This window comes from Clostridium sp. (assembly GCF_032576335.1).
In the GTDB taxonomy this organism is placed as follows: domain Bacteria; phylum Bacillota; class Clostridia; order Oscillospirales; family Acutalibacteraceae; genus Faecalispora.
On sequence record NZ_JAWFXC010000008.1, the window covers coordinates 45,606 to 71,149 of the forward strand.

36 protein-coding genes and 1 tRNA gene are annotated in these 25,544 nt (G+C 45.4%); 26 read left to right on the top strand and 11 right to left on the bottom strand.

Going from position 1 to position 25,544, the window contains the following annotated elements:
• Window positions 1-10 precede the first annotated feature (10 nt).
• Both thiI and E7L17_RS10660 read right to left on the bottom strand, forming a co-directional pair.
• On the bottom strand, window positions 11-1,195 hold the full coding sequence (gene thiI / locus E7L17_RS10655) for a tRNA uracil 4-sulfurtransferase ThiI (protein WP_316323229.1): 1,185 nt from the start codon (window positions 1,193-1,195) through the stop codon (window positions 11-13).
• A gap of 9 nt (window positions 1,196-1,204) precedes the next feature.
• Window positions 1,205-2,341 carry a cysteine desulfurase family protein gene (locus tag E7L17_RS10660; protein WP_316323230.1) on the bottom strand — a complete coding sequence of 379 codons (1,137 nt, stop codon included), beginning with the start codon at window positions 2,339-2,341 and terminating at the stop codon, window positions 1,205-1,207.
• A 254-nt stretch (window positions 2,342-2,595) separates the two neighbouring features.
• On the opposite strand from E7L17_RS10660, the gene E7L17_RS10665 reads away from it, so the two are divergent.
• Window positions 2,596-3,027, top strand: a complete 432-nt coding sequence (locus E7L17_RS10665) for a Fur family transcriptional regulator (protein WP_316323231.1) — start codon at window positions 2,596-2,598, stop codon at window positions 3,025-3,027.
• A gap of 130 nt (window positions 3,028-3,157) precedes the next feature.
• Here E7L17_RS10665 and E7L17_RS10670 read toward each other — a convergent pair whose 3' ends face one another.
• A complete protein-coding gene (locus E7L17_RS10670) occupies window positions 3,158-3,763 on the bottom strand; it encodes a DUF6273 domain-containing protein (RefSeq protein WP_316323232.1) in 606 nt (201 codons plus the stop codon).
• Window positions 3,764-3,829: 66 nt separating this feature from the next.
• Window positions 3,830-4,417, bottom strand: coding sequence for a transcriptional repressor LexA (gene lexA, locus E7L17_RS10675; protein WP_316323233.1), 588 nt, complete (start codon window positions 4,415-4,417; stop codon window positions 3,830-3,832).
• A gap of 617 nt (window positions 4,418-5,034) precedes the next feature.
• Between lexA and E7L17_RS10680 the strand changes: the two genes are divergently transcribed.
• The 3 genes from E7L17_RS10680 (at window position 5,035) to spo0A (ending at window position 8,356) form a co-directional block, all read left to right on the top strand.
• Window positions 5,035-5,790, top strand: a complete 756-nt coding sequence (locus E7L17_RS10680) for a M23 family metallopeptidase (RefSeq protein WP_316323234.1) — start codon at window positions 5,035-5,037, stop codon at window positions 5,788-5,790.
• A 410-nt stretch (window positions 5,791-6,200) separates the two neighbouring features.
• Window positions 6,201-7,448, top strand: a complete 1,248-nt coding sequence (gene spoIVB, locus E7L17_RS10685; protein ID WP_316323235.1) for a SpoIVB peptidase — start codon at window positions 6,201-6,203, stop codon at window positions 7,446-7,448.
• Window positions 7,449-7,576: 128 nt separating this feature from the next.
• Window positions 7,577-8,356, top strand: coding sequence for a sporulation transcription factor Spo0A (gene spo0A / locus E7L17_RS10690; protein WP_085834123.1), 780 nt, complete (start codon window positions 7,577-7,579; stop codon window positions 8,354-8,356).
• A 92-nt stretch (window positions 8,357-8,448) separates the two neighbouring features.
• Here the strand turns inward: spo0A and E7L17_RS10695 are convergent, their stop codons facing one another.
• Window positions 8,449-9,399: a phosphodiester glycosidase family protein gene (locus tag E7L17_RS10695; protein ID WP_316323236.1), complete on the bottom strand. Its 951-nt coding sequence runs from the start codon at window positions 9,397-9,399 to the stop codon at window positions 8,449-8,451.
• 92 nt (window positions 9,400-9,491) lie between these two features.
• Window positions 9,492-10,214 carry an NAD-dependent protein deacylase gene (locus tag E7L17_RS10700; RefSeq protein ID WP_410470661.1) on the bottom strand — a complete coding sequence of 241 codons (723 nt, stop codon included), beginning with the start codon at window positions 10,212-10,214 and terminating at the stop codon, window positions 9,492-9,494.
• A 165-nt stretch (window positions 10,215-10,379) separates the two neighbouring features.
• On the opposite strand from E7L17_RS10700, the gene E7L17_RS10705 reads away from it, so the two are divergent.
• Window positions 10,380-10,455: transfer RNA gene (locus E7L17_RS10705), tRNA-Pro, on the top strand.
• A gap of 102 nt (window positions 10,456-10,557) precedes the next feature.
• Here the strand turns inward: E7L17_RS10705 and E7L17_RS10710 are convergent.
• From E7L17_RS10710 to E7L17_RS10725, 4 genes are all read right to left on the bottom strand, one after another.
• Complete coding sequence (locus E7L17_RS10710) at window positions 10,558-11,733, bottom strand: tyrosine-type recombinase/integrase (protein ID WP_316323237.1); 1,176 nt, start codon at window positions 11,731-11,733, stop codon at window positions 10,558-10,560.
• A 144-nt stretch (window positions 11,734-11,877) separates the two neighbouring features.
• The gene (locus E7L17_RS10715) at window positions 11,878-12,732 is read right to left on the bottom strand and encodes a hypothetical protein (RefSeq protein ID WP_316323238.1); all 855 of its coding nucleotides are present in this window, start codon (window positions 12,730-12,732) and stop codon (window positions 11,878-11,880) included.
• Between the two features lie 118 nt (window positions 12,733-12,850).
• Window positions 12,851-13,300 carry an ImmA/IrrE family metallo-endopeptidase gene (locus E7L17_RS10720; RefSeq protein ID WP_316323239.1) on the bottom strand — a complete coding sequence of 150 codons (450 nt, stop codon included), beginning with the start codon at window positions 13,298-13,300 and terminating at the stop codon, window positions 12,851-12,853.
• Between the two features lie 16 nt (window positions 13,301-13,316).
• The gene (locus E7L17_RS10725; RefSeq protein WP_316323240.1) at window positions 13,317-13,700 is read right to left on the bottom strand and encodes a helix-turn-helix transcriptional regulator; all 384 of its coding nucleotides are present in this window, start codon (window positions 13,698-13,700) and stop codon (window positions 13,317-13,319) included.
• Between the two features lie 241 nt (window positions 13,701-13,941).
• Here E7L17_RS10725 and E7L17_RS10730 point away from each other — a divergent pair, with 241 nt between their 5' ends.
• Both E7L17_RS10730 and E7L17_RS10735 read left to right on the top strand, forming a co-directional pair.
• Entirely contained in the window at window positions 13,942-14,133 is a 192-nt protein-coding gene (locus E7L17_RS10730) for a helix-turn-helix transcriptional regulator (RefSeq protein WP_316323241.1), read from the top strand.
• 94 nt (window positions 14,134-14,227) lie between these two features.
• Window positions 14,228-14,437 carry a hypothetical protein gene (locus E7L17_RS10735; protein WP_316323242.1) on the top strand — a complete coding sequence of 70 codons (210 nt, stop codon included), beginning with the start codon at window positions 14,228-14,230 and terminating at the stop codon, window positions 14,435-14,437.
• Here the strand turns inward: E7L17_RS10735 and E7L17_RS10740 are convergent.
• A complete protein-coding gene (locus E7L17_RS10740; protein WP_316323243.1) occupies window positions 14,406-14,657 on the bottom strand; it encodes a hypothetical protein in 252 nt (83 codons plus the stop codon). The genes E7L17_RS10735 and E7L17_RS10740 overlap by 32 nt on opposite strands.
• A 70-nt stretch (window positions 14,658-14,727) precedes the next feature.
• On the opposite strand from E7L17_RS10740, the gene E7L17_RS10745 reads away from it, so the two are divergent.
• The 19 genes from E7L17_RS10745 (at window position 14,728) to E7L17_RS10835 (ending at window position 25,476) form a co-directional block, all read left to right on the top strand.
• Window positions 14,728-14,925: a hypothetical protein gene (locus E7L17_RS10745; protein WP_316323244.1), complete on the top strand. Its 198-nt coding sequence runs from the start codon at window positions 14,728-14,730 to the stop codon at window positions 14,923-14,925.
• Between the two features lie 67 nt (window positions 14,926-14,992).
• Entirely contained in the window at window positions 14,993-15,160 is a 168-nt protein-coding gene (locus E7L17_RS10750; RefSeq protein WP_316323245.1) for a hypothetical protein, read from the top strand.
• 24 nt (window positions 15,161-15,184) lie between these two features.
• The gene (locus E7L17_RS10755; protein WP_316323246.1) at window positions 15,185-15,655 is read left to right on the top strand and encodes a hypothetical protein; all 471 of its coding nucleotides are present in this window, start codon (window positions 15,185-15,187) and stop codon (window positions 15,653-15,655) included.
• A gap of 15 nt (window positions 15,656-15,670) precedes the next feature.
• Window positions 15,671-15,847, top strand: a complete 177-nt coding sequence (locus tag E7L17_RS10760; RefSeq protein WP_316323247.1) for a hypothetical protein — start codon at window positions 15,671-15,673, stop codon at window positions 15,845-15,847.
• A 47-nt stretch (window positions 15,848-15,894) separates the two neighbouring features.
• A complete protein-coding gene (locus tag E7L17_RS10765; protein WP_316323248.1) occupies window positions 15,895-16,116 on the top strand; it encodes a hypothetical protein in 222 nt (73 codons plus the stop codon).
• Window positions 16,117-16,216: 100 nt separating this feature from the next.
• Window positions 16,217-16,507 (top strand): hypothetical protein, encoded by a 291-nt coding sequence (locus E7L17_RS10770; RefSeq protein ID WP_316323249.1) that lies wholly within the window; start codon window positions 16,217-16,219, stop codon window positions 16,505-16,507.
• Between the two features lies 1 nt (window position 16,508).
• Window positions 16,509-16,868: a hypothetical protein gene (locus E7L17_RS10775; protein ID WP_316323250.1), complete on the top strand. Its 360-nt coding sequence runs from the start codon at window positions 16,509-16,511 to the stop codon at window positions 16,866-16,868.
• 25 nt (window positions 16,869-16,893) lie between these two features.
• Window positions 16,894-17,622, top strand: coding sequence for a hypothetical protein (locus tag E7L17_RS10780; protein WP_316323251.1), 729 nt, complete (start codon window positions 16,894-16,896; stop codon window positions 17,620-17,622).
• Between the two features lie 56 nt (window positions 17,623-17,678).
• Window positions 17,679-18,293: a recombinase RecT gene (locus tag E7L17_RS10785; RefSeq protein WP_316323252.1), complete on the top strand. Its 615-nt coding sequence runs from the start codon at window positions 17,679-17,681 to the stop codon at window positions 18,291-18,293.
• Window positions 18,290-19,066, top strand: coding sequence for a PD-(D/E)XK nuclease-like domain-containing protein (locus tag E7L17_RS10790; RefSeq protein WP_316323253.1), 777 nt, complete (start codon window positions 18,290-18,292; stop codon window positions 19,064-19,066). Before E7L17_RS10785 ends, E7L17_RS10790 begins: the two co-directional genes overlap by 4 nt.
• A complete protein-coding gene (locus E7L17_RS10795) occupies window positions 19,060-19,497 on the top strand; it encodes a single-stranded DNA-binding protein (protein ID WP_316323254.1) in 438 nt (145 codons plus the stop codon). Before E7L17_RS10790 ends, E7L17_RS10795 begins: the two co-directional genes overlap by 7 nt.
• Window positions 19,498-19,500: 3 nt before the next feature.
• Window positions 19,501-20,007, top strand: coding sequence for a CHC2 zinc finger domain-containing protein (locus E7L17_RS10800; RefSeq protein WP_316323255.1), 507 nt, complete (start codon window positions 19,501-19,503; stop codon window positions 20,005-20,007).
• On the top strand, window positions 20,004-21,926 hold the full coding sequence (locus tag E7L17_RS10805; protein ID WP_316323256.1) for a DUF927 domain-containing protein: 1,923 nt from the start codon (window positions 20,004-20,006) through the stop codon (window positions 21,924-21,926). The genes E7L17_RS10800 and E7L17_RS10805 overlap by 4 nt, the downstream gene beginning before the upstream one ends.
• Before the next feature lie 294 nt (window positions 21,927-22,220).
• Window positions 22,221-23,741, top strand: coding sequence for a DEAD/DEAH box helicase (locus E7L17_RS10810; RefSeq protein ID WP_316323257.1), 1,521 nt, complete (start codon window positions 22,221-22,223; stop codon window positions 23,739-23,741).
• A complete protein-coding gene (locus tag E7L17_RS10815) occupies window positions 23,738-23,896 on the top strand; it encodes a hypothetical protein (RefSeq protein WP_316323258.1) in 159 nt (52 codons plus the stop codon). Before E7L17_RS10810 ends, E7L17_RS10815 begins: the two co-directional genes overlap by 4 nt.
• Window positions 23,893-24,249 (top strand): VRR-NUC domain-containing protein, encoded by a 357-nt coding sequence (locus tag E7L17_RS10820; RefSeq protein ID WP_316323259.1) that lies wholly within the window; start codon window positions 23,893-23,895, stop codon window positions 24,247-24,249. The genes E7L17_RS10815 and E7L17_RS10820 overlap by 4 nt, the downstream gene beginning before the upstream one ends.
• The gene (locus E7L17_RS10825) at window positions 24,204-24,569 is read left to right on the top strand and encodes a hypothetical protein (protein ID WP_316323260.1); all 366 of its coding nucleotides are present in this window, start codon (window positions 24,204-24,206) and stop codon (window positions 24,567-24,569) included. Before E7L17_RS10820 ends, E7L17_RS10825 begins: the two co-directional genes overlap by 46 nt.
• Window positions 24,566-25,012, top strand: coding sequence for an ASCH/PUA domain-containing protein (locus E7L17_RS10830; protein WP_316323261.1), 447 nt, complete (start codon window positions 24,566-24,568; stop codon window positions 25,010-25,012). The genes E7L17_RS10825 and E7L17_RS10830 overlap by 4 nt, the downstream gene beginning before the upstream one ends.
• On the top strand, window positions 25,009-25,476 hold the full coding sequence (locus E7L17_RS10835; protein WP_316323262.1) for a hypothetical protein: 468 nt from the start codon (window positions 25,009-25,011) through the stop codon (window positions 25,474-25,476). Before E7L17_RS10830 ends, E7L17_RS10835 begins: the two co-directional genes overlap by 4 nt.
• Window positions 25,477-25,544: the final 68 nt, after the last annotated feature.

The window sequence follows — 25,544 nt, forward strand, 5'->3', positions numbered from 1 at the left end:
TGGCATCTCCTTATTCTGCTGAATGATAATATCCTATTTTCGTTAATCTTACATTTGAAATGCAATCTTCCACCAGCGCTTCAATATCCAGCTTTTCCTCTGCCTGCTCTACAAAATACAGGTTGGGCTTGGTTCTCGGGTGCTTGGGTGTAAATACCGTGCAGCAATCTTCAAACGGCTGAATCGAGATTTCAAAGGTATCAATTCTGCGGGAGATTGCAATAATCTCCGTTTTGTCCATTCCAATGAGCGGACGGAACACCGGCATATCGACTGCTGCTTCTGTACAGGCGATGGCACGCATCGTCTGGCTCGCTACCTGCCCAAGGCTTTCACCGGTAATGAGGGCTTCGCAACTATTATCAACCGCAATGCGTTCTGCAATACGCATCATAAAACGACGCATGATAATGGTAAACAGCTCTTCCGGGCACTTTGCCAAAATCTCTTCTTGAATACGCGTAAAGGGTACAATGCGAAGCACCATGCGACCAGAGTAGTCGCTTACCTTTGTCAGCAAATCCACTACCTTTTGCTCGGCACGTTCACTGGTATAAGGCGGGCTTGCAAAATGCACCGGGAAAAGCTCTACGCCGCGTTTTGCCATGCACCATGCGGCAACCGGGCTGTCGATTCCACCTGAAATCAGTAAAGCCGCGCGCCCGCCGGTTCCTACAGGGATTCCGCCTGCGCCCGGAATGGAGCTTCCGTGAATGTATGCACCAAAATCTCGAACCTCTACGGTTACCACCAATTCCGGGTTATGCACATCCACCGTTAGGTGGGAAAACTTCTCCATTATATATGCCCCAACCTCGGCAGAAATTTCAGGGGATTTTAGGGGAAAGCTTTTATCAGAGCGTTTGCTTTCCACTTTAAATGTTTTAACACGATTCAAATCGTCCGAAAGATACTCGCCGCATACTGAAAGAATGGATTCCATCTTTTTTTCTGCCACACACGCGCGGGAATACGCTGCAATACCGAAAATCTTACCGATTTTCTCCGCAACCTCATCTAAATCTTCATCCTCTTTGGGAGCAATTGTGATGGTAGACTGCGCAACGCGAATATCAAAATTCCCAAGTTTATGAATACGATGGCGAATATTTCGAACGAGAGATGCTTCAAAATTTTTACGATTCAACCCTTTGAGCACCAACTCGCCCAATTTAATTAAAATAATTTCTTTCATATAATCTCCTTACGATTTTTTCACCAATTGCTCCATGCCCTGCTTTAAAACAGCAGCAAAAGCATTGATTTCATCCAATGTGGTAAAGCGAGAAAAGCTCGCCCGCAAAGAGGATTCCACCAGAGCCGGAGCAAGACCCATTGCTGTTAACACATGGCTGGGCTTCGCTTTTGAGCACGCAGAGCCGCTCGACACAAATATGTTTTGGGATGCTAGAAAATGCAGCAATGTTTCTGCTTTTATACCAGGAACGGAAAAACTGAGCACATAAGGCATTGCATCCTCCGGGGAATGAATAACAACTTCATTCAGTTGGGAGAGCTGCTCACGCAGTGCTGCTCTCAGCCCCTCAAAATGAGCCTTCAGTTCTTTGTGGTTTGGCATAGCACGCACGGCCGCACCAAAGCCCGCAATTGCCGGCAGAGGCTCGGTACCGGGGCGAACTCCTTTTTCCTGCCCGCCGCCAAAGGTTCTGGCTGGAAAGCTCCTCTGCCCAGCTATATACAAAGCGCCCGCACCCTTTGGACCGTGAATTTTGTGGGAAGAGACCGACATTAAATCAATCCCCATACGAGCGGGTTTTATGGGCAGCTTACCATAGGCTTGTACTGCATCCACATGCAATAGCGCTGAAGATTTACTGCGGCGAATCGCATTTGCCGCGGCTTCCACCGGCATATAAACACCCGTCTCATTATTTACCATCATCATGCTAACCAAAATAGTATCGCTGGTTATCGCTTGTTCCACCTGCTCCGCAGAAATTCGCCCAGAGGAATTCGGCATCAAGTAATCTACCGCATAGCCCTCCTGCTCCAGCTGCTCCATTACACGCAGCACAGAGGGGTGCTCGACTGCTGTGGTTACAATATGTTTTCCACGGCGACCGTTGCGCTTCACTGCACCAAACAGAGCTATATTGTTCGCTTCTGTTCCGCCGGAGGTAAAATATACCTCCGCAGGACTAACCGAAAGGCTACCCGCAATCGCCTCACGAGCAGCCGTCATTTCGCGCTCCGCTTCAAACCCCATCGAGTGTAGTGATGAAGGGTTACCATATGCCTCGGTCATCACATACAGCATACGTTCCACCGCCGACTCGCAAACGCGGGTGGTGGCTGCGTTATCTAAATATATTTTTTCCAAAAAAGAAAGCCTCCAACCGATCCAATTTACGCTTTTAAATTCGTTCTTTTTCTATCTCATACCTTTTCGAAAAAAAATGAATGGCTCCGAAAGTGACTTTTAAAAGTAAATTGGTCTATATCTTAATCCGCACTTATTATACACGAAAAGTTCTCATTAGTGAATATGCGTATGCTTGCAATTTTTCAAATTCCGAGCTATGATTAATTTATTGAGAGGGGCGAGCCCCCTTTGTTTTATAAGGAGGAACCCACATGGCAGAACTAAAAAACACAAAGCAGCGGGAGGCAATCCTGCGATTTATGGAAAAAAGCCGGGACCCCGTTTCGGCAGAGGATATTTTCGTTCTGCTAAAGCCGTCCTTCTCCCAATTAGCTCTTTCCACTGTATACCGCAATTTAGAGCGATTTAGCTCCGCTGGTATTTTACAAAAGATAAATTTTGAGGATGGAATCATTCGCTATGCTCTGGCAGAAGGTCACGACCATTACTTAATTTGCACCGGATGCAGTAAAAAAATCAAACTTGATGACTGTCCCCTCTCACCCTTGGAGATGCGGCTTGCAAAAGCAACCGGTTTTGAAATTGAGCGTCATAGCCTAACCATCTACGGAAAATGCCCGGAGTGCCAAAAGAAAAAGCGGGTTGCCGTCGCTGTCAAAAAAATAGATCCAACTGTACAGTAATCACCTATTTTATTAATAATAGATGAAATAAATGGTTTTACTTATAAAAGAGCCACAGAACTTTTTGTTCTGTGGCTCTTTGTAGACCAAATATTATTCCATCATTTTAAAACATACTATAAAGGGTGTTCTAATATTCAGTGAACCACACAGCAGGCCGTACACAGCAGGAGCTAACATTTACAGACTCTGCAGCCGGTTCAACCACGCCATCATAATTCACACAGCTCATGAAGTCAAACTCTCCCTCGGATTCCCCACTCGCCTCTCCGTAATAACGCAGCCACCAAGTACCATTCTCTTTCAGCTCCGTATTAGCGCCATCCTCTTGTAGTAGCCATGCGCCTTGAGCCCTGCTATACGCGGTTGTTTTGGCCGCCCGGTGTTCTAAATCTAAAAATTCCTCGGCTTCATCATAGCTTAATAAGAAAATACGGTCTAGTGTGTGTTGCGTAGGATTTTCCACATTAGAAAGCAAAATTCTCATTCGCTCTTCCGCTGTAAAAGCAACGAGCACAAATACTTCATTCAACCACTTGCGTAAGGTGCTTTTTTCCCATGTTATTTCTTCGAGCCTCTCATGGTATGGTCTGCAATCGAGCAAATATTTACTAACGCAAAGAATTTTATCGTCTTTTTTATCTAATACAAGCCATTCAATGGATTCTTTTTCTGAAATGATTTCGCTGTTTTGTGGATACGAGCCAAAAACCACAATATCGCCTTTGCCCACCATAACTTACTCTTTCCCCTTTTTTCGCTTTGCAATTATCCTAATTTAAAGCACTTTTATAATCTAAAATTAATAATAGCGATAAACAGAAATCACGCGACCAAGTACCATAGCACTTTGCGAAAAAATGGGTGAAAACGCAGGGTTTTCCGGCTGGAGACGAACGTACTCCTGCTCAAAGAAAATTCTCTTTACAGTTGCCTCATCATCAATAAGCGCAACAACGATTTGTCCATTCTCTGCGGTTTCTTGCCGGTGTGCAATTATATAGTCGCCATCTAAAATACCGGCATTTTTCATACTGTCGCCTTGCACACGCAGTGCAAATAGTTCTTTTTCAGGGTAGCGGTGGCCAACGAGCGGCAAATAGCCCTCAACCTCTTCTAGTGCAAGTATTGGCACTCCAGCGGTCACTCGGCCCAAAATTGGCACTCGGCTAACCTGCTCTGCCCCCTCAATATGAATTGCCCGGTTAAGCCCGGCTTCACGCCGAATGTAGCCCAATTCTTCCAGCGTTTTCAGGTGCAAATGTACGGTGGAGGTTGATTTCAGTCCGGTGGCTTTGCAAATCTCCCTTACCGATGGCGGCAGGCCATACTGTGCTCTATCTTTTAAGTATTCATAAATCTTTTTTTGGCTGCTGCTGAGTCCTTTCATGCCATTTCCTCCCAGGTATTCCAATTCTATTTTATCATACCACAGTGTGTTTTATATTGCAAACAAATGTTTGTGAAAATTTCACACTTTTTTTGTTTTAACGTGCATTTTCACTTATTTTTAATGCAAAATAACATGAGAGCAAAAGTTAAAAGAATATTCATAGCATATTAACAACTGAAAAGTGAATTCAACTTATAATATGAGTGTATTCAAACGATGGAGCCGCACCATCCGAATACAAAGTTCTACCCTCCTCAATATACCCCTCAAGCTAACGAAAAAAGACCGAATCAATTGGATTCGGTCTTTTTTCTTTTCTTATTTCAAAACCTTGAAAAAATGTATATGAAAGAGCAAATTTATTTGATTTTATCTATTTAAAAATCTGCTGTTTATTCGTGTGAAAAAATATTAATAATAGTAGCAAAATTAAAATTTTCTCTTAATATAATGAAAAGCAATTTTTTTCATTCCTTTTTTAATTATTATTCTTTGATTTTCTTCGCTTTTAAGTTATGTTATGAAAATCTTTTTTATATTTTCCGTGTAGATTTCTATTGAGCGGCATATTTGGTGTTTTTTCTGGTCAAAATATCTGCGGAGGTGCTAATTAGATGAGCAGTCTGCATTTTAAATCAGAAAATCAATCCCCAAAGAAAAGCAACAAGGGTTTTTATGTCGCGCTGGGTGTATGCCTGGTAGCCGTTGGTGTTGCCGCATGGACAACGTATGACAGTGTAGTGAAATATGCGAACCCACAGGATACGTCTTCGTACTCTACTTCGCCTACCGGTCGTACCCAATCCGGCGTATATGCCAGCAGTAAGCCAGAGGAGGCTCCTCAGCTCGAATCCAGCCAGCCTCAGTCCGTAGCTCCGTCTTCTTCCAAACCGGCCGCTTCGTCTCAGGCACCGGGCAAAAACAATCCCCAAAAGGAACAGCCCGCAAAAGCAACCGCTGCTAAGCCGGAGTCTTACGTTTTCCCAGTTGGTGAAACTGTGACCAAAAATTATAGCGGAGACAACCCCATATATTCCGACACCATGCTCGACTGGCGCGTACACAATGGCACCGATTTTATTTCTAAAATTGGTGACCCCGTAAAGGCAATTGACGCCGGTAAGGTAACGGATTTATACGCAGACGGTAACCTTGGTAATGTTGTTGTGATACAGCACAGCGATAATGTTACAGCTTACTACTGCGGTCTGGGTGATACCTTCCTCGTGAAAAAGGGAGATTCGATTGACGCTGGGCAAAAAATTGGTTCGATAAACGTTGTGCCAATTGAATCCGTAGAAAAACCACATTTGCATTTAGAAGTAAAACAGTCTGGTAAGTTAATTGACCCGATGTCTCTATTCAAATAAACCATAAAGGGCTGCCGCAATAGCGGCGGCTTTTTTATTGCAATTTGAATAAAAAAATTACAGCGTTTTTATTTTAAGATAGTTCCAATTAGTTTTGGAGATACTATTATGGATTTTCAAATAGAAAAGCGTTACATGCGAATATAGAAGTACACTATACCAATAAAGAATTGGTAAATGAACATTAGGATAATAGCACTAAAAAAAATGCTTTCCATTTTTGAATAAGCGTAAGAAGCGCTATAATGCTTATTACTTCTAAAATTCAGCCATTTTATTAAATTTCTGGCATAAATCATTACCGTATTAGCTCCGGAAATTATTTTTCCATCAAAAACCAAAAAAATGTGGAATTGACAACATAAAAGCCTCCGAATTGACACAGATTAAATGCGGAAGGAGGTGAATGTTTGAAAAAAGGAAAAAAATTTTTTCAACGATTAACCGGTTTGCTTACCGTATTAACCTTAATTGCAGGCTCCGCAGTGGGGTATTACCACTACTCCCTGCCGGATCAATACCGCGTTACAGCAGGTACGAAGCTGCGAATTAACCAAACCGGCATTAGCATTGCAGATGCGGCAAATACCAATGATATTACTGCATCTTCTTTGAAATCCGCAAATCAAAACTACCAAGCACAATTGATGTTGTTTGATATGATTCCCGTAAAAACAGTCAATGTAAAGGTAGTAAAAGAAAAGCTTTTGGTGCCTTGCGGAACTCCTTTCGGCATCAAATTATTTACAAATGGCGTTATGGTGGTCGGTGTTGCTGATATTGAAAGCGACGGTAAGATGGTAAACCCCGCTGCAGTAGCAGGAGTAAAAGTTGGGGATATTATCACCGAAATAAACGGTAAAAAGGTTACGCAAAATAATCAGGTAGCAAAACTAATTGAAAGCAGCAATGGTAATCCCATCAATATGACCATTAAGCGTAATGAAGAAACTCTAAATGCAACTCTAAATCCTATTTTATCCGATGTAGACAAAAGCTATAAAGGTGGCTTATGGGTACGAGACAGCACAGCCGGAATTGGTACTGTCACATTCTATGACCCCGCAACCGGGTCATTTGGTGGACTTGGACACGGTATTTGCGATGTAGATACCAATGAGCTTATGCCACTTCGCAATGGCGATGTTGTTTCTGTAACCATCAGCGGTATTGTAAAAGGCCAAAAGGGACGTGCCGGTGAATTAAGAGGATATTTTAACAACGATGTTCCCGTAGGTCAGTTAGAAGCAAACTCAGAAGGTGGTGTGTATGGTACCTTAAATTCTTCCCCTGTTGCAGCTGAGGCACTCCCCCTTGCCACAAAACAGGAAGTAAAAACAGGACCTGCGCAAATTTACACCACGGTAGATGGTGCCAACCCAAAAGCTTATGCGATTGAAATCGACTCAATTAACTATCAAGATGGTACAAAAACAAAAAATCTGGTTGTAAAAGTAACAGACCCCGCTCTTTTAAGTAAAACAGGAGGAATTGTGCAAGGAATGAGTGGAAGTCCTATTGTGCAAAATGGCAAATTAGTAGGTGCAGTTACGCATGTATTTGTGAATGATCCCACGCGAGGTTATGGGATATTAGCAGAAAATATGATGGAAATCTCCGAAAAAACAAATTTAGAGAGACTAAAAAGTGCATCTTAACACGAAATATTTTTATATTTTGAAATATAATTACTAAATTCGTGCAAAAAATATTGTGTAAGCTATTGCCATAAATGCCAATATATGGTATTATAAGCCTGTAAATTAAAAAACAGGGGGATATGTTCATGGAAAAACATTTAAAACTGCTGATTTCTAATGACACTGACGAATTTGCTCGAAGCTATTCTCATGATTTTGAAGTTGCGGGTATTGATGTCGTCTATTCTCCGAAGGATGGACTCCGGGTTTTGGATCATATTGATCTCGAACAACCCGACGTTGTTCTTCTAGACCTGTTCATGCCCCGACTGGATGCGATCGGAGTTATTCATGGGATCCGAAAAAAGTACGCCTCTAAGGCGCCTTCCTTCATCGTCATGTCTACATTCAGCAGCCCCACGCTGGAGCGTGAGGTAATGCTTTCCGGAGCTGCATATTTTGTAATTGCCCCATTTGACGCAAAGGAATTAGCACAACGAATACTGAAAATATGCGGCAGTATCGCCCCCAAATCGGAACAGGCTTCGGTACCGGCACAAAAAGGCAAGCCATCCCTCGAAATCCAGGTTACAGAAATTCTTCATCAGATCGGCGTACCAGCTCACATTAAAGGGTACCATTATCTGCGAGATTCTATAATCATGGCTGTACAAACTCCAGACATTATAAACGCAGTAACAAAGCAGCTGTACCCCAGTGTAGCAAAGCGCTATGAAACAACACCCTCTCGTGTTGAGCGGGCAATCCGCCATGCCATTGAGGTAGCCTGGGACAGAGGCGATATCGACATCCTGAATTCCTATTTTGGGTATACGATTCACAATACGCGTGGAAAGCCTACCAATAGCGAGTTCATTGCAATGATTAGCGATAAACTTCGGCTGGAGATGAAATCTGCCAGCTAAAAAGAATAGCAAAAAACAAAGAACTCCTTTCTTAATCAGTTGGATGAAGATCCGCTTTTAAAGAAAGGAGTTCTATTTTATTATTTTGATAATTACATCGAATGTGTTTTCGTTACAAACAACAATGAGTTCGGTACGGGGCGCTCCTTGCCGTCTGAGGGCTTATTGCGCAGCACTAGAGTACTAGAACCCATGGTGCGGCTGAGCAGTGTAGCGGAGCCACCGGCATCCATATTGCCTGCTTGCACTGCGCCCATGTCTTTCATAAGCTGTGCAAACTCTTTTAGTGTTGCTCCTGTAGAGTATTGCGACTGGCGACCATCCACCATAATAAAGAACAGTGTGCCGTTTGCGCGGATACCCACACCAAGCCGAGGGGAAAAGGTTCTCTGGTCTTCATCCTTTTGCACTACCACATTTCCGTCTTTGACTAGAAGCGTATCGTATAGACCAATGGCATTTTGCAATTCATCTTTGTGCTTTATGTAATTTTCATTGGAATCGATGATTGGCGTTCCATTCTTTTTTATTCCAAAAAAATTCCAACGATATGCACGGGAGGAAACGGTACCTTGCAACTCAACACCATCTTTTACGACTACACCCCATGGCTGATTGGTTTTCATGCTATACATATCACCATTAATGGCAGCCACTACGGGTTTTCCCTTCGCCATTGCTGCTGCAGCCTGTGCTCGTACAGTCGCAGAGCGGTAACCACTGGCATAAGAAGCATCATCCGGAGTGCCAACCGTAATATCGATTTGTGCCGCAGTTGGGTCATATTCCAGCATAAAGCATTCATTGATTTTGCTATTTAGATTTGTATAAGTGAATCTTGTTTCTACCAATCCGGGAGCAACCGTTCTGGTATAATCGCTCATTAATGAGGTTGCCACTAAATTCGTTAAACTTAGCTGACCAAATACCGGTACTGCTGCGGATGCCGTTGCAGACATTTGAACAACTGCCAGCATAACCGCAGTTGCAGAAACAATCTTTCTTCTTGCATTTTTTAATTTCGGACCTTTTTTTAGTCTCATTTGATTTTTAGATCTCCTTCCTGTTTCTATTCTAATCTTAAAGCAACAGGAAGATTATGTCAACCAAAAATATGCTTTTTTCGATATTTATTTTACCGAACGACAACCTGCTCCAATACTTCCCCAATTGGTTGATTTAGCATGAGAGTGGCGTTGGAGTCAGCAGAGGTTGGCGACTGATTTATCACCACTAATCGACTACCGGAAAAGGAATGAATAAGCCCTGCCGCCGGGTATACCGCAAGCGATGTTCCACCAATGATAAGCATGTCTGCATTGCGAATGGCGCGTACCGCACCGTTCACAACATCTTCATCGAGCCCTTCTTCATATAAAACAACGTCAGGTTTAATTATACCGCCACATGTACAACAGGGAATGCCTTTGCTGTTCAGGATAAATTCTGCATCATATTCTGTTTGGCACTTTCGGCAATAGTTACGGTGTACCGAACCGTGCAGTTCATATACCTGTTTGCTCCCTGCCTTTTGGTGCAAGCCATCAATATTTTGTGTAACAACGGCTAACAGTTTACCGCAATTCTCCAGCTCTGCGAGCTTACGGTGCGCCGCGTTTGGTTTTGCATCCAGGCAGAGCATCTTTTTACGGTAAAAATCAAAAAAATCTGTGGTGTGTTTTACGAAAAAGGTGTGGCTAAGCATCTGCTCCGGCGGGTAACGAAACGACTGGTTATATAGCCCGTCTACACTGCGAAAATCCGGAATGCCGCTTTCCGTAGAAACACCTGCACCGCCAAAAAACACAATACGGCTGCTCTCGTCAATCATCTGCTGGAATTGCTCTATCTTCGTCACTTCTTTTTTCCTCCACATAGCTTTTCTTTTCATCTTAGACTCCAAAATCGTAAAAATCAAGCTTACCATCCTAGACAAAACGTTATATTACAAAAACTTCGTAATTTTTCAAAAAAGGGATTGCCTTTTCTCTACAAATGTGTTAGAATAATCCACGTTGCAATTCCGGGTGTGGCGCAGTTGGTAGCGCGCTTGACTGGGGGTCAAGAGGCCGTGAGTTCAAGTCTCGCCACTCGGACCAGCTTTTTAACCGCATGAATGCTGAAAAAATCAGTGTTCATGCGGTTTTTCTTTGTTTTTAGTAAAGACTCGCAAAGTCAAAAATGGACGGAAAAAGGCATTTTTATGTGGCGAAATGTGGCGGATTGGTGGCGGGGTCATTTTCTGCTAACAGCAAATTCAGCTTGGCGCGAGTACTTGCAATCATTTGTGGTTTTAGAGCCATGTATACCTCGTGTATCATTTTAATATTAGCGTGCCCAACCAGTTGAATCGCAATCTCCTCTGGCACGTCAGCCATGCAGAGCATGCAAACATATTCGTGTCGAAATTGATGCGCGCAAACGTCAGCCACCCAGTCAGTTGCATGGTAGGTGTATTCCTTACCCTTACGAATCCTTTTCTGCTCACGAATAATTGTATGAGCCATACCGTGCTTTCTCCAAAAAGCAGTCCATCGTCGATGATACTGTGAAGCGGTAAGAGGCTTCTGTGATCTGCCGAGTATAAACGTTTCCGGAGGAAGACTCCGCAGTGGTTCCAGTGCTTTTTTCAACATCGCCAGTAACGGCAGTTCCCGAACTCCAGCGTCCGTTTTTGTAACGGTAATATGAGGTTTGTTATTTATATGTTCTACCGCTTTTGTAATTTTAATTATGTTGTGTTCAAAATCTATGTCCCGAAGCTGGATTGCGCAAGCCTCTCCCCTACGCTCACCTGTACAAAGATATAAAACTGCCGGAAGTGCGTCGGGGTCCATGTAATGCCTTTTGACAATTTCAACCTGTTCTTCAGTTGGCGGTTGCCGTCGGCCCTTTTTTAAACCGCGAGGCATTTTGGTAAGCTCTGAAGGATTGTAATCCCCGCGCCACACAGGGCTGTCAATCCAAGTTTGAAATATCGCATTAACAACAGTCTTCTGATTTGACACTGTTGTTTTTGCCATTCCCGACAGAGATTGGAGAAACTGCGCGATCATATAAGGCTCTATTTCCCGCATTCGCTTATCAGCAAACCAGTCTTTTGCCCGCTTTATTGCGGGTAGATAAGACTTCTGTGTACCGTTCTTCATCTTGCAGACAACCTCTTCGTAAGCATCTGCAACTGTTACAAATAGCGGCCCATCATCCTTTTCTTCCCTTTCTAACACTGACTCTTTCAGGGCAGCGTCCCGTTTTTCCCAAACCTCTGCAGGATCGTGCGACGTAAACCATCGACGTTTTCCATTAATTGTTTCGGATAGTTCCCAACGGCCATCTGGCTTTTGGCGCAATCCATCTGTTATTTTTCTTCTTGCCAATGTAACATCCTCCTTCCGGGCATAAAAATGCCCGGCTACTTGATTTTTGGCCGGGAGGTTGGTACAATATATTTGTGTTATACGTATCGGCCCCGGCCGATCTGCCGCTCGTTCCTGCGCCAACAGGATCGGGCGGTTTTTTAGTTAAACTTTCCAGCGATGACCACAGTTGAGGCAAGTGACTACTACCTTGCCCGAGCCGATGCCGCCAGCGGCCGCACCTAGGACACCAACCGTAAATACGCCCACTGCCGCCTTCCCTACTCCGAAGCCTTTCTTATTTGCACTCAGAGAAGCCGACCCACACTTCGGGCAGCAGGCCACCGCGTTCGCCTTGTTTTCTTTGATGCGATCTTTTTTAGAAAGCGGTTTAGGTTGAGCCATCTTTGCTGCCTCTTTCTGACGGTTTATTTCACGGCCCTCTTCGATTGTGCGCTGCCAAAATCCTTTTTTATTCTCATGCTTTGCAGCCATTTGAATAGCTTGTATCTGATTTATGTCTTCTGAATCTACAACTCGAAGACCGCCACCTTTTTCTCCGCATTTAGGGCATTGCCGGGCTTGCTCAAGAAGCTTATCCCCACAGTTCAAACATATTTTTATGGGGTGACCACATAAGGCCGAAGCTTCGGTAACCGCACATAAACCAGCATTGTTTGAACTCGATATTGCTTGTGGCATCAAATCGTCAAGAGTCTTTAATTCAATCTCGTTTTGAAGTCTCGAGTATAAAATCCTAAACTGGTCATTGTAAGCAGAATTAAAAGCAATGCTATTTCCGTCCGAAGCCACTTTTCCATGGTTAACCCCATAGCCCCTTCCGTCAGATGTACAAACGGTAAAATAACCGTATTTAAAGGTTGTACCCTCTACTAAAATGAAATTTGTCACCTGAGAAAGCGGAATTTCTAACAAGGGTTTTCCACTATTTTTCGAAAATGCAATTGATCTTTCTGTCACTGTTATAGTCTTAAAAAGACCCTTAATCGATGCTTCCATAGAGCCCCTCCTAATTGACATATTATTCCAACATGTTACAATATCTTCGGAGAGTTTCTTATCCCAGGAGCCTCCACCTTGCCCCGCATGCTATTTGCAGTAGTGTGTGGGGCTTTTTTTATTGCTCTGTTAGCCTTTTAATTTCTTTAAGCCGGTACTCTACTAAGTCTTCGCTTACATTTAGGCACCTTGCGGTTTGTTGAATGGTTAAATCTCTATAATCATCAAAATCAGAATCGTGAGGGTACAATAAATTAATTGCGAATTGGTTCGCCTGTCGCTCATAACGTCCTGCCTTGAGATATGTACGCGTATCAAGAAATATGGCATTAATATCCTTATGCATCAGTGAGTGACCCAGCTCATGCGCACAAACAAACTTTTTCACCTGATCCGGTAATCCGCTATCAAGATAAACGATGTCTTGCCCATCATAGAACTGATAGAAACCCCGCACCCCTACAAGGGGAACCTGCATAATAATATAATCCAGACAGTCACATATTTCATAAGGGTTATTTGTTGAGTATTTTTTAATTAAGTTATTCACAATTTCCATTTCGTTCATGCGAAATTTCCTTTTGCTATTTTTTCTTATTTTTTGCTTTAGCGGCAGCCATACCAAGCTCCATTGCGCTACGAATACTATCTAAAGCTTCCGGCGTTAAAGGATCGCCATCAAACATTAATCCTTTTTGCCTTTCCATCATTACCATAATTTCATCAATTTTATTTTTGATATCACGCTCGTCCTCTTTTGTAAGGACGGGCATTTCTTTTTGTTCTCTATTAAGTAAAAAGTCAATAGAAACAGAAAAGAAATCAGCGACTTTTGTCAGCTTATCTCCAGACGGAACAGTAACATCCCATCTTCGAATTGTACCATTTCCGAAGCCTAGTTCTCTTTCCAATGAAGCTAAAGTCTCTCCTCGCTCATCACAAAGTTTTTTTATTTTATCAACTAGCATCTCAGCGAACCGCCTTAAAAATATTTTAGAAATTCGCAAATTTGCTATTGACTTTAATTAGCGTCCATGCTAATATTAGCTTACAAGCTAAAGACAAGAGCAAACAGAATGAGATGACGACCGCTTCCACGCTATCTAAATCATCTTATTCTGACCATTAGGGAATTTCTATGCCTATAGAATAGCATAATTCCTAATCTGTGTCAATAGCAAATAATCTAATATTGGAGGTGATTTTTCGATGCTGTACGAAAATGTAAAAAATCTTTGTAAGAAAAACAATATTACGTTTGCACATCTTGAGAGAAAACTCGAATTTGGAAACGGCACAGTACGAAAATGGGAGATCGCATCGCCAAGCGTAGAACGGCTGGAAAAAGTAGCTGATTATTTTGGGGTTTCTACCGATTGGCTGCTCGGGAGAGTTTCTTAATCCCAGTATACCATCCCTTTCCTCTATTTCAAGAGGGTGGAAAATAGCTGTCCAATTTAAGGGACAGTGAATCATTAGAAAGCAGGTGAAAAAGATGGACGCTCAGCGCTATCTTAGAGAAAAAGAAAGGCTGTCTCAAGCGCTCAACGGTGAGGACCGTCTTGACGGTGCGGTAGATGCCATTACCGCCGTGCTGAAGGACCACAACATTGATTTAATGCCTTTGACAGCCTTAGATGTATTTTGCCACACTCTCGAAACCTTACATCTCGCTAAACTGAATCTTTCTGAGTACACACAGTGAGCGCCGGGACTTGCATTCTTGGTTCTTTGTGCTCAGAGTTCCATTTCAAAATATGATGGTTGAAATCGCCAAATCCGGCCATCACTTCGCGCAGAGCTTTCCACGATTGTTCGCTCATCTGTTTTTCACACTGGGGGCAAACCGGGGCTTCTTTGCCTTCTTGAAATTCGATTTGAAAGATACAACCGCATTCGCAATTTATTGTAGCTTGGATATACATTTACATCACCTCCTCTCACCACCATCTTACCCCAGAGAGGAAATATTTACAAGAAAGGAAGGTGATTATAGTGCCTCGCGAAAAAGAACTATACCGTGATACGCTAGAGCGCATCCGAGCAAGAGCCGACCAGCTTTTCCCGGACAAGCTGGTGTACAGTCAGCACGAAGCCGCTCAAATTATTGGGGTTTCAACCAAAACACTTTACCGCAGAGGTTTGTGTGGCACATTCATCACCGCAGAGCAGATAGCGAGGGTGTTTGCATAACCGCCACCTGCACCTGCTGCAGGCGGCATCAGGACAAGCCCTACAGGAGCAGAAAGGAGTTAATCAAATGAAAACATATCACAAGGACAGCTACGGTTGCACAGCCTCAATCACAGACAAGCTTGACGGCACTGCTCAATTGCTTGTCAAACTCGGCAACGGTAAGAAGATGCACGATAAGGTCCATAAAAACCGAAACGCTGCGCTCTCTGCGTGGTATCGCATGGGTGCGTGAGTGGGGTGGGGTGGTGGAAAGGAAGTGAAAAGAATCTTACTGCGAGAAGTTCGCACAATCGAAATTGACCGTTGGATAAAAGAAAACCACTATCTACATTCCACACCTGCGGGTGCTGTGCTTCGACTGGAATTTTTAGATGATATCCAACGGCGGCGTATCGGTGCCATGATGTGGTGTAGACCAACCAGCCCGAAGATTGACCAGCAACATATTTTAGAGCTTTCGCGGATGTACTTTATTAACGACACCGACCGTTTCGTGGAAAGCCGTGCGCTCGGTATGGCTCGTAAGTACATACGCAAGCATTACCCGCAGATCACTGGCGTGATCGCTTACTCCTCAACTGCCGAGAAGCACAAAGGCACAATTTACCTTGCCGACAACTGGTTTAAGATCTCTGAAACTAAGAGCAAAAATGGCAGTTGGGAAAACCGCCCCGGTCGCACAAATCGTGATCTCAGTACAAAATATAAATTCGGCAGATCGCCGTGAAAGGAGGACTAGCCCATGCCTATTACAACAGCTCTAGCAGCATCCTTTGCAGCGCTTGCTTTAGTAGCGCTGGTACAGCAGATTCAGATTCGCCAGCTTAAGAAGCAAGTCAAAGCGGGATTTCAAATAACTGAAAATGCCCTGAACAAAGGAAAAACCGCCCCTGATTGCAGTCAGGAAGCGGCGCATTAGAAAATAACTATACCAAAATACTAATCTGAAAGAGAGGATTTGTCAAGATGCAAGATAACATAAAGCGAGCAATTGAGAACCTCACCGCACGGCGCAATCAGGTGCGGGACGAGCAGCTCACCACCATAGCCATGCTCAAGGAATGCCGATTTATTGATTTGTCTCACATCGAGCTAATCGACAAGCGGTACAACGAGAAGCGAGCCAATATTGACCGCGAGATTATGGAAATGCGGGCTCATTTGGAGGAAATGGAGGCTGCGGGATGATGCCTGACGATTACGGCCTTGATTTTGCCGAAAGGATGCGTGACCATCTTGAGCCGCCTAATCCGTTTGAGTCTGATGACGAATTGCAGGTGACGGAGTTATGAAAAGTTATACTGTCACGTCCATCCAGATTGATGACATGAAACACTGCATCGGTTTCAGGAACGATAGAGCTACTGGCACGAAGCACCGCAAATACACAGCCTGGCGAAATTATTTCACTACCGCAAATGATGACTCCGACTGGGATAATCTCGTTGAGCAAGGGCTTGCAACAAAGCAAGATTTTCCGCAAGGTTGCGGCAAAAATCCCAAGGCCTATCAAGTTTCGCGAGAGGGAATGAATTTCCTTGGCCAAATTATGAGTATCGAAATTAAGGAGGAAAATTAATATGGAAAATCAGAAATCTATCCTCGAAATGGCGCGCGGTGCCATCATGGAACGTGCTGACTATGAAATGGCGAAAGTCATTGAAAATATTCAGGACGTCAACACCAGCCCCACCAAGAAGCGCACGCTCACTCTGACGGTAGAGTTTACCCCGGATACCGAGCGCCAGCAAATCAGCGTGAATGTGGTAGCAAAATCCAAGCTGGAACCAACCAACCCGGTCACGACCACCCTGTTCCTCACTGGTGAGGGTGAAGATGCCGCGGCTTATGAAATGGTTCCACAGGTTCCCGGCCAGCGCTCCATCGACGGAAGCGAACAAGCCGAACCGCCCGCCCTACGTATCGTTAAAAACGCTTAATTAAATTAAAGAGGAGATTTCTATTATGGATATGACAAGAGATTTTTTGAACGGAATTTTGGATAACGCTGCACCCCATGAGATTGATTATGCCGGGCGGAAGTTTGTAGATAGGCATATGGATGCTTTGCCACAGACCGTTACAGCTTCTGCTCTTAACACCAGTACCCTCACATCTGTTGTCGACTACATAACAAGTCAAGCGGATGCCGAAGCGTTGCAGGGCGCTGGTAAGTTTATCGTGCATGTTGTGGGTCACGGTTGCGTGAAGTTATACAAGGAACTGAATGCTGACAAGATGCGTGATTCGTTGATTTCTGCCAGCATTGACGGTTGTAAATTTCAGTTCGGACAGTTTATGAGCACAGAGCAGTTCATCATTAACCTTCAGGCTATGTTTGTTCAGGATGATAACACGGCAAAATTGCTGAAATTTATCAGCTCCGTTAAGGATGACACAAGTGTCCAGCAGAAGGACGATGGCGTAACGCAGAAGGTTGTTGCAAACAGCGGTGTATCGCTCGCGGTAAGCGCCATTGTACCAAATCCGGTAGACCTGCGCCCCTTCCGTACATTCACGGAGATTGAGCAGCCTGAGAGTGCATTTGTATTCCGCGTTCGCAAGGATGAACGTTATGGCGTAACGGCAGCTTTATTTGAAGCGGACGGTGCAGCTTGGAAGAATGAGGCGATTCTCGAAATCAAGGATTTCCTGAAGAGCAGTTTGCCGGAAGATGTAATCATTTTGGCGTAAGAGAAAACGAACGGCGGCGGCTCACTCCGCCGCCGAGATTTTAAGGAGGAATCCAAATGGATGAATTGGCCCCTATCACACAATCTGGTGCTTTGAGTGCCTTTACCGATAAAGAATCCTTTAACCAACTCGCCCGTGCAGCGGCAGCCTTCGCTAAGACTTCTATTGTGCCCGACAACTACCGCGGCAAACCAGAGGATTGCATGGTCGCTATTGATATGGCAAACCGCATGGGCGTTTCCCCACTAATGGTCATGCAGAATCTGTATGTTGTCAAAGGGAAACCATCGTGGAGTGGGCAAGCCTGCATGAGCCTAATTCAAGGCTGCGGGAAGTTTCGCGACGTTCGCCCCGTTTACACCGGTACCATTGGCGCAGAAAATCGCGCTTGCCATGTTGAGGCTGTACGCATTTCAAACGGGGAATTGGTTCAGGGCGTCGAGGTAAGTATGCAGATGGCAAAGGCCGAGGGCTGGACGTCAAATGCCAAGTGGCGTAATATGCCGGAATTGATGCTTGCTTACCGTGCATCCGCTTTCTTCGCCCGTGTGCATTGCCCTGAAAGGCTTATGGGCGTATATGTTGAGGGAGAAATGGACGACATTCAGCCGGATAAACGCGTAATTGCTGACCCTCTTGCCCCAGCTGAAAAGGACGGTGAGCTGATATGATTCTGACCGCTGAAAACTACTTCGCCCCCGAAAACCAGCTCGCCTACATGGGAGCATCGCAGTTCAAAACTTTTTTAGCTTGCCCGGCTGCCGCGCTCGCCGAAATCCGCGGCGAATACCGGCAGGAAGAAACCACGGCGCTACTCGTCGGCTCCTACGTTGACGCTTATTTTGAGGGAACGCTTGATTTATTTAAGGCACAACACCCGGCACTGTTTAAAAAGGACGGCGGGTTGAAATCCGAATATGTACAAGCGGAGCAGATCATACAGCGCATTGAGCGCGACCCTATGATGATGCGCTATATGGCAGGAGAGAAGCAGGTCATTATGACTGGCGAAATCGCTGGCGTGCCGTTTAAAATTAAAATTGACAGCTATCACCCCAGCAAGGCGATTGTTGACCAGAAAATCATGAAAGATTTTGAAACAACCTGGAATCCCACAGAAGGCCGCCGTGTTCCGTATTGGCAGAACTGGGGTTATGACTACCAAGGCGCAATTTACCGTGAAATTGTCCGGCAGAACACTGGCGACATACTGCCATTTATGATTGCGGCAGCTACAAAACAAAAAACAACCCGGCTGCAAATTGGCCAGATTGTTCCTGAACGTCTTGATTATTGTTTGGATATTGTAAAGCACGAAGCGCCCCGATTCGCCGCTATTAAGTGCGGGGAGATTGAACCAGAGCGGTGCGAAGAATGCGACTATTGCGCAGAAACGGCTGTGTTGAGTGAGATTGTTGAGTATCAGGAGGCCTCCTCATGCTAAACGCATCGGTACTTATGGGGCGCCTGGTTGCAGACCCTGAGCTGCGGCACACATCCAGCGACATAGCCGTCACTAGCTTTACGATTGCGGTTGACCGTGACTATCAAAAGACCGGCGCTGAGCGTCAGGCGGATTTTATCGATATCGTCGCATGGCGTTCTTCCGCCGAGTTCATCTGCAAATACTTCCGCAAAGGACAGCTAATTGCAGTTCAGGGCTCAATTCAAACTCGCATGTATCAGGACAAGGATGGAAACAAACGCAAGGCTTTTGAAATCGTCGCGGACAAGGTGAGTTTTTGCGGAAACAAATCGGATAGTACCGATAGCCCCACGCGCAGTTATCAACCCGCCACCGGTCCAGCACCGAACGTCAACCCTGGTCCGGGAGAATTTGAAGAGATTCCCACGGACGATGATTTACCTTTCTAAGCCATGTATGGTGACATTTTTTCACAAATTAAAGAAACTGTCCCCATGCAGGCCGTTGCAGAACAATACGGGTTTGAAATAAAGCACGGTGTGATGCTCTGCCCTTTCCATAGCGATTCGCACCCATCTTTAAAAGTCTATCCTGGCTCCCGTGGCTGGCACTGCTTTGTTTGTGATGCAGGTGGTTCAGTAATTGACTTTGTGGCCAAACTGTTTCACCTCAACGTCCGGCAGGCCGCTATCCGGTTGGACAATGATTTTCGGCTGGGGCTGTCCACCGAAAAGCCTGACCGGCGCGAGGTTGACCGGTGGGTTCGGGAACAGCGAGAGAAGCAGGCGGCTCTCGACGCCTACCGCGCCGAATATGACGCAAAATGCCGTGAGGCGTACCTGATTCGCTCTATGCAGAAGCCGACGCCAAACAGCCCGTTGTGGGGCGAATACGCGGCACTGCTGGGGAGATTGGATTACTTAGACAATTACTATTTTATTCAAAATCATTGGAGGTGACAGGCACGGATAAGCAAGACAAATCAAGACTCGCCGCACCCCCGCCAAAATACACCCAAGAGGAATATTTCGAAAGCACTGCTCCATATGAAGAGGTTTACTCCTATCATGAAAACCCATTCCAGATGGAACGTCAGTTGACCATTATGTCGATTCAAGCCCGTCAAGTTGGAGTATTGAATTTCAAAAAGCTTTTTAATGAGTATGTGAAAAGCTTAAAGCGCAGCTCGTCAGAAATCTACGTCGAGAACAGCACTAACTTTCAGAATCAACCGATTGAGCTTGATGCCGGTGAGTGGCAAGCAGACGACCTCGGAGTATCAAAAAATGGGCCGTTCGGCGAAGAGGTCGCCTGCTGCCATCCGATTATGCCGGTGGAACGACTCGTCAATATTGATACCGGCGCCGAAAAACTCAAGATTGCTTATTCCAAGGGAAAGCGATGGCGGGAGCTAATTGCAGATAAAAAGACCCTTGCCAGCAATAACAGCATCTTAGCCCTTGCAGATCAAGGTGTCGCCGTGACAAGTGAAAATGCAAAAGCTCTAGTCAAGTATATTTCTGATGTTGAGAATCTCAACTATGACAAAATCCCAGAGAAAAAGAGCGTCTCCCGTCTGGGATACATCGATGGAGAGGGCTTCTCCCCTTATGTTGATGGTCTAATTTTCGACGGTGACGCAAATTTCCGCGCAACGTTTGATAGTATCAAAAGTGCAGGTAGCCAAAAGACTTGGCTTACCTTGGCTCAGCAGATTCGCTGCGGAACAGTTATGGCTCGCATTGTGCTGGCCGCCTCATTTGCATCTGCCCTGGTCGCTCCAACCGGCGCACTCCCATTCTTTGTTCATCTGTGGGGCGGCGAGTCCGGTACCGGTAAAACCGTCGCACTTATGCTGGCCGCGTCCGTTTGGGGAAACCCTGAAATGGGCCGGTACATACAAACTTTCAACAGTACTGTGGTCGGCCGCGAAAAACTAGCGTCGTTCTTAAACAATTTGCCTTTAATGGTTGATGAGCTGCAGCTCGCTCGGGATTCGCGCGGAAAGCTGATGTTCGATGTCTACTCGCTGGCCGAGGGTGTAGGCCGCACCAGAGGCACCAAGACCGGAGGTGTGGAGCGAACTCCCACATGGGCCAACACCATCCTTACGACGGGAGAAACGCCTATCACGAGTGCGGGAGCTGGCGCAGGCGCTGTGAATCGTGTTATTGAGATAGAATGTAAATCTGCGGATAAAATCATTGAGGATGGTCATACCGTAAGCAGCATCGTCAAAAAGAATTACGGCCATGCAGGGCGGGATTTTGTTTTGAAACTGTATGAGAATGACGCAAACACCGAGCTTGCCGCGCAGCTGTACAAAGAGTATTTTAAGAAATTTACTGAGAACGATACCACAGAAAAACAAGCCATGGCCGCAGCAGTCATCATAACTGCGGATTGGCTTGCGACGAAATGGCTCTTTCAAGATGATCACGCCCTAACTGTAGAAGACCTCTCCAAATTTCTTGCTTCGCGGGCTGCGGTATCAAGTGGCAGCCGCGGTTATCAGTATATGTGCGACTGGGTGGCACAGAACAGCAACAAGTTTAGCATGGATGCCAAACAAGGCGATGTGTACGGAACAATCGAGGAAGAAACGGTCGGCTCCGTGCGGACCGGACGAGATATTGCTTATATCATCAATTCCACATTTCGACGTGCGGTAGAGGATGCCGGATTTTCTTCAACGGCGCTCCTGAGCTTTTTACGTGAAAACAATTTAATCCTTATCAGAGGTCGCAACAATACCCGAGGAAAGCGCATCAACGGCGTAAATGTGGAGTGTGTAGCTCTTAAAATGCCGCTGATTGATGGCGCACAAGATTCCGTTACTGCCGCCGACGATCTGTCGTTTGATGATGATACGCTTTGATTTTGTGGGACACGTCCCACACGATAACACCCCGCAAACCCGCATAAATACTAGTGTGTGGGACTGTGGGACAAGTGGGACGCAAAAACACATCCCTATATATAAAGTGTATATACCCTGAATTAATAGGAATAGAGTACACACTTCTCTCGCGTAAGAGAAAATGTGCAAATCTGTCCCACAGTCCCACAATGCACTGCAAAACCGCATAAATACTAGATTTTTTTGTGGGACAGGCTGTCCCACGCTGTCCCACAAGACAATAAAATTCCCACATAAGGAGGTTATAAATCTTTGAAAGAAATTAAACTACGTGATTATCAGCACGAATGCACTGATATCATCAATAACATAGGTCCCGGAGCATATCTCATTCAGATGGCAACGGGACTCGGAAAGACTGTTACATTTGCAAATATCCAGCGGAAAGGCAAAATGCTAATCCTCTCGCACCGCGAAGAGTTGGTACGGCAGCCGTTGAAATATTTCGATTGCCTGACCGGCGTAGAAATGGCAGGTAATCATGCTTCACCGATGGACGAGGTTGTTTCCGCATCGGTTCAAACCATGACGCACCGCCTGGAACGATTTTCACCGGATGAATTCGATATTATCGTGTGCGATGAAGCTCACCACAGCGCTGCGAGAACATACCGCAGAATATTTGATTACTTTACTCCGCGTCTACTTCTCGGCTTCACTGCTACGCCGAATCGCTCGGATAATGCCAAGTTGAACGATGTGTACAGCGACATCATTTTCCAACGCGATTTGAAATGGGGTATCAAAAACGGTTACCTCTCCGACATCTATTGCCGGCGGGTGAATATCGGATATGACCTAAGAGGTGTACATTCCCGCGGTGGTGATTACGCTCCGCGTGAGCTCGAAAAAGCAATGGACGGTACCGCGGACGCCATTGCAGAAACATATCGCACTATGGCATCCGGTGCTACTCTGGTATTTGCTGTGTCGGTTCAGCATGCGAATGATATCGCTGCGAAGATACCGGGTGCTGTGGTGGTGACTGGCGAAACAAAAGACCGAGCAAGCATTATTCAGGCGTTCACTGACGGGAAAATCCCGTGTATTGTTAACTGCATGGTATTTACCGAGGGAACCGATATTCCCCGTGTAGAAACGGTAATTGTAGCGCGGCCCACACAATCAGATAGTTTATACACACAGATGGTTGGACGTGGCTTGAGGTTATATCCTGGTAAAGAACGGCTCAATCTGATTGATTGCGTTGGTGTATCCGGTAAAGCTTCTCTTTGCACTGCACCTTCACTACTCGGAATCGACCTGAAAGATGTGCCTGAACGCCGACTATCTGAAATGGATGGTCTACTCTTTGAACTGCCCGAGAAGATAGAGTGTGCTGCAGATTGCCCGGAGAGCTGGATTAAGAACATTCAGATTGTTGACCTGTGGGCACAGGAGCAGAAATATAACACCCATGGCGTGAACTTCTTTAAGATGCCTGACGGCTCTATGGTATGTAGCTTGATGAATCGCGAGAAGATAGCAATTCCCTGCCAAGATGAATTGGGGCGCGTTCTTTTCAATGGCCGCCTGATGCCGATGCAAAGCGCTCTGGATTTTGCGTACATTAAGCTGACTACAAATTACAAAGACCAGGAATATATCTGGAATCTTGAAAAGGCCAAGCATTGGGGAAAAGCTCCCGCCAGTGATAAACAGCTCCAGCTAATCCAGCGCCGGTGCAAAGGATTTGACCCGGCAGGGCTGACAAAGCTGCAGGCCAGTCAGATTTTGAACCGTGTTATGAGTGGCGGGAGGCGGTCAGCATGAGCAAAGAACGTATTCATATTACAAAACCAGATGACCGCGAGTCCGTGATTGTCATCCTTGCCCGGAATGGGTATACCGTACGGCAAGGCCGTGATAAAAACCATGGAACTGGTAAAACAGTTGCTTTTGTTGAGTATTGGAGGGAAGAATCATGACCGAAGCGCAACATCAAACCTGCGTATTTAAATGGGCTGCACAGCCTTCTATTCGCTCAAAATGGCCTTGCCTGAAATTGCTCCACCATGTTCCGAACGGCGGTAAGCGTGACAAGATAGAGGCAGCGCACATGAAGCAACAGGGTGTAAAGCCTGGAATACCAGACCTCGACCTCCCTGTCGCGCGCGGCAAATATCATGGTCTGCGCATTGAGATGAAGGACGACACCGGGCGTACGTCGATTGAGCAAGACTGGTGGCTCGGAGAGCTCCGGGAACAAGGCTATTTCTGTGAGGTATGCCATGGGTGGGAATCAGCTGTTCGAGTTTTGGAATGGTATCTTGCACTATGACGCCGGTAGATATTGAACGCTCCGCAATGCACAACGACACTCTCCCTGTTGGCCTTACTCAGCCCGAGCAATTCCTTTACATGTCGTTCCGGTGTCTGTACTCCAGCTACCGAGCCGGGACGATTACCCGGGAGCAGGCACAGTCAGAGAAGCACGAGCTGCTATCTGAATACGATAAGGCAATACGATTGCATGAGATATTTAAGGACACCTGCCAAGCACAGGTAAAGCTTGGAGGCTTATCAAAAGAGGTTGAGCAAGGTGATTGCGAGAGGTGCAAAAAGATTATGAGGATATTGGATGGGAGGGAAAGGTTATGACCCATTATCTTAAAATTCTGCCGGAGTATTTCAAGGACGTGGAATTCGGCACTAAAACATTCGAGCTGCGTCGAAACGACCGTGATTACCATCCTGGCGATATGCTGGTGCTGCAGGAATGGACGCTGGAAAGCGGATACACAGGCCGGGAGCTTACACGGTATGTGTCGTATGTGCTATATGGGCCAGTGTTTGGGTTGAATCTTGACTGGTGCATTTTATCATTGCAGAGAATGGATGTAGCGACTAATAATCTAATTACCAATGTAAGTAAACAAGAAGCTTCAAAAATCATAGCTAGGTATTCGCCTAGAGGCCTATTTTGGTGTATCGATGGAAGTAAATTTATAGGAATAGACAACTCCACTGGTGATGCGTGGACTGAAGAATTTGAAACTTTTAAACAATGTGAATCTTGGTTATTAAGGGGGCGTCGGGGATGACCAAAAAAGAACTATCCCAGCTGCGCGATTTAAAGCGTGAGATACAACTACTAAAAGAGCAGCGCGCAGTAATTCGAAACAATATGCGCAGTATGAAAACGCCAAACTGTGTTGAGGCATCAAGCAAATACCCGCCATACCAAAAGCACAGCGTTACGGTTTGTGGAGTTTCTCCTACCGAAACCGCTGCATTTCACGATGAAGATGCCCGACTTCAAAAAATCAAGTTGGCAATTGCTGAACGTGAGCGCCGGCGCCAAGAGGAATACGACAAGCTTGACCGATTTATCGAAAGTATTGAGGACAGCAAGATTCGTCAGATTATCACTCTGTACTACATACAAGGGCTAACATGGCCCCAAGTAGCTTACCGTATTGGGTGTCGTGACGAAGGAACCCCAAGGAAAAAGATTGAAAAATATTTATTAAATTCCGGTAATTCCGGATTGTATCCTGTAAAATAATATTATGGGAATTTTGTATCAAACGCTTGGCACATAGCCGGGCGTTTTTTCATACCTTTGTGCGGGTC

Bases quoted from the DNA above. Each gene is read 5' to 3' on its own strand.
- spo0A (WP_085834123.1), top strand. From the start codon at position 7,577: ATGGAAAAACATTTAAAACTGCTGATTTCTAATGACACTGACGAATTT.
- E7L17_RS10835 (WP_316323262.1), top strand. From the start codon at position 25,009: ATGACCAAAAAAGAACTATCCCAGCTGCGCGATTTAAAGCGTGAGATA.
- lexA (WP_316323233.1), bottom strand. From the start codon at position 4,417: ATGAAAGGACTCAGCAGCAGCCAAAAAAAGATTTATGAATACTTAAAA.
- E7L17_RS10695 (WP_316323236.1), bottom strand. From the start codon at position 9,399: ATGAGACTAAAAAAAGGTCCGAAATTAAAAAATGCAAGAAGAAAGATT.
- E7L17_RS10830 (WP_316323261.1), top strand. From the start codon at position 24,566: ATGACCCATTATCTTAAAATTCTGCCGGAGTATTTCAAGGACGTGGAA.
- E7L17_RS10780 (WP_316323251.1), top strand. From the start codon at position 16,894: ATGGATATGACAAGAGATTTTTTGAACGGAATTTTGGATAACGCTGCA.
- E7L17_RS10795 (WP_316323254.1), top strand. From the start codon at position 19,060: ATGCTAAACGCATCGGTACTTATGGGGCGCCTGGTTGCAGACCCTGAG.
- E7L17_RS10775 (WP_316323250.1), top strand. From the start codon at position 16,509: ATGGAAAATCAGAAATCTATCCTCGAAATGGCGCGCGGTGCCATCATG.
- E7L17_RS10820 (WP_316323259.1), top strand. From the start codon at position 23,893: ATGACCGAAGCGCAACATCAAACCTGCGTATTTAAATGGGCTGCACAG.
- E7L17_RS10790 (WP_316323253.1), top strand. From the start codon at position 18,290: ATGATTCTGACCGCTGAAAACTACTTCGCCCCCGAAAACCAGCTCGCC.
- E7L17_RS10670 (WP_316323232.1), bottom strand. From the start codon at position 3,763: ATGGTGGGCAAAGGCGATATTGTGGTTTTTGGCTCGTATCCACAAAAC.
- E7L17_RS10765 (WP_316323248.1), top strand. From the start codon at position 15,895: ATGCAAGATAACATAAAGCGAGCAATTGAGAACCTCACCGCACGGCGC.
- E7L17_RS10680 (WP_316323234.1), top strand. From the start codon at position 5,035: ATGAGCAGTCTGCATTTTAAATCAGAAAATCAATCCCCAAAGAAAAGC.
- E7L17_RS10740 (WP_316323243.1), bottom strand. From the start codon at position 14,657: ATGTATATCCAAGCTACAATAAATTGCGAATGCGGTTGTATCTTTCAA.
- E7L17_RS10725 (WP_316323240.1), bottom strand. From the start codon at position 13,700: ATGCTAGTTGATAAAATAAAAAAACTTTGTGATGAGCGAGGAGAGACT.
- E7L17_RS10785 (WP_316323252.1), top strand. From the start codon at position 17,679: ATGGATGAATTGGCCCCTATCACACAATCTGGTGCTTTGAGTGCCTTT.
- E7L17_RS10730 (WP_316323241.1), top strand. From the start codon at position 13,942: ATGCTGTACGAAAATGTAAAAAATCTTTGTAAGAAAAACAATATTACG.
- E7L17_RS10750 (WP_316323245.1), top strand. From the start codon at position 14,993: ATGAAAACATATCACAAGGACAGCTACGGTTGCACAGCCTCAATCACA.
- E7L17_RS10715 (WP_316323238.1), bottom strand. From the start codon at position 12,732: ATGGAAGCATCGATTAAGGGTCTTTTTAAGACTATAACAGTGACAGAA.
- thiI (WP_316323229.1), bottom strand. From the start codon at position 1,195: ATGAAAGAAATTATTTTAATTAAATTGGGCGAGTTGGTGCTCAAAGGG.
- E7L17_RS10760 (WP_316323247.1), top strand. From the start codon at position 15,671: ATGCCTATTACAACAGCTCTAGCAGCATCCTTTGCAGCGCTTGCTTTA.
- E7L17_RS10720 (WP_316323239.1), bottom strand. From the start codon at position 13,300: ATGAACGAAATGGAAATTGTGAATAACTTAATTAAAAAATACTCAACA.
- E7L17_RS10800 (WP_316323255.1), top strand. From the start codon at position 19,501: ATGTATGGTGACATTTTTTCACAAATTAAAGAAACTGTCCCCATGCAG.
- E7L17_RS10770 (WP_316323249.1), top strand. From the start codon at position 16,217: ATGAAAAGTTATACTGTCACGTCCATCCAGATTGATGACATGAAACAC.
- E7L17_RS10665 (WP_316323231.1), top strand. From the start codon at position 2,596: ATGGCAGAACTAAAAAACACAAAGCAGCGGGAGGCAATCCTGCGATTT.
- E7L17_RS10735 (WP_316323242.1), top strand. From the start codon at position 14,228: ATGGACGCTCAGCGCTATCTTAGAGAAAAAGAAAGGCTGTCTCAAGCG.
- E7L17_RS10815 (WP_316323258.1), top strand. From the start codon at position 23,738: ATGAGCAAAGAACGTATTCATATTACAAAACCAGATGACCGCGAGTCC.